Here is a 281-nt window from a genome sequence, read left to right as displayed (position 1 = left end):
CCAAAAAGCCAGCCGAAAGCCCAACTGCAACACAGTTGTTCTGCCAAAAGTGTGAGCGCTGGCCACTTTTAATAGGGATTTTTCTGATGGTGAGTGAATCGATTTTATCGCCCACGTACTCTTTGAGTTTTTCTCTTGCTTGGGCTTCAGTACTATATTTACTGGAATACACATAACCAACACCACGACGGTGTTGCAAGCCTATATCCCAAATCCAACCAGCTTCTTGCGCAGTTGAAATTGTGTGAGACGCAATGCTCTCATCTTCATCCTCATAAGGG

Annotated in this window: 1 protein-coding gene; it reads right to left on the bottom strand. The window is 44.8% G+C overall.

The window, feature by feature from the left end:
- Window positions 1-281 (bottom strand): tryptophan 7-halogenase (locus AAEY68_RS20920; protein WP_350586810.1); only part of this gene is annotated, 281 nt, incomplete at both ends.

This window comes from Pseudoalteromonas sp. RB2-MNA-CIBAN-0110, from assembly GCF_040309305.1.
Taxonomy (GTDB): domain Bacteria; phylum Pseudomonadota; class Gammaproteobacteria; order Enterobacterales; family Alteromonadaceae; genus Pseudoalteromonas; species Pseudoalteromonas arctica.
This window is presented reverse-complemented; position numbering and strand designations above follow the sequence as displayed.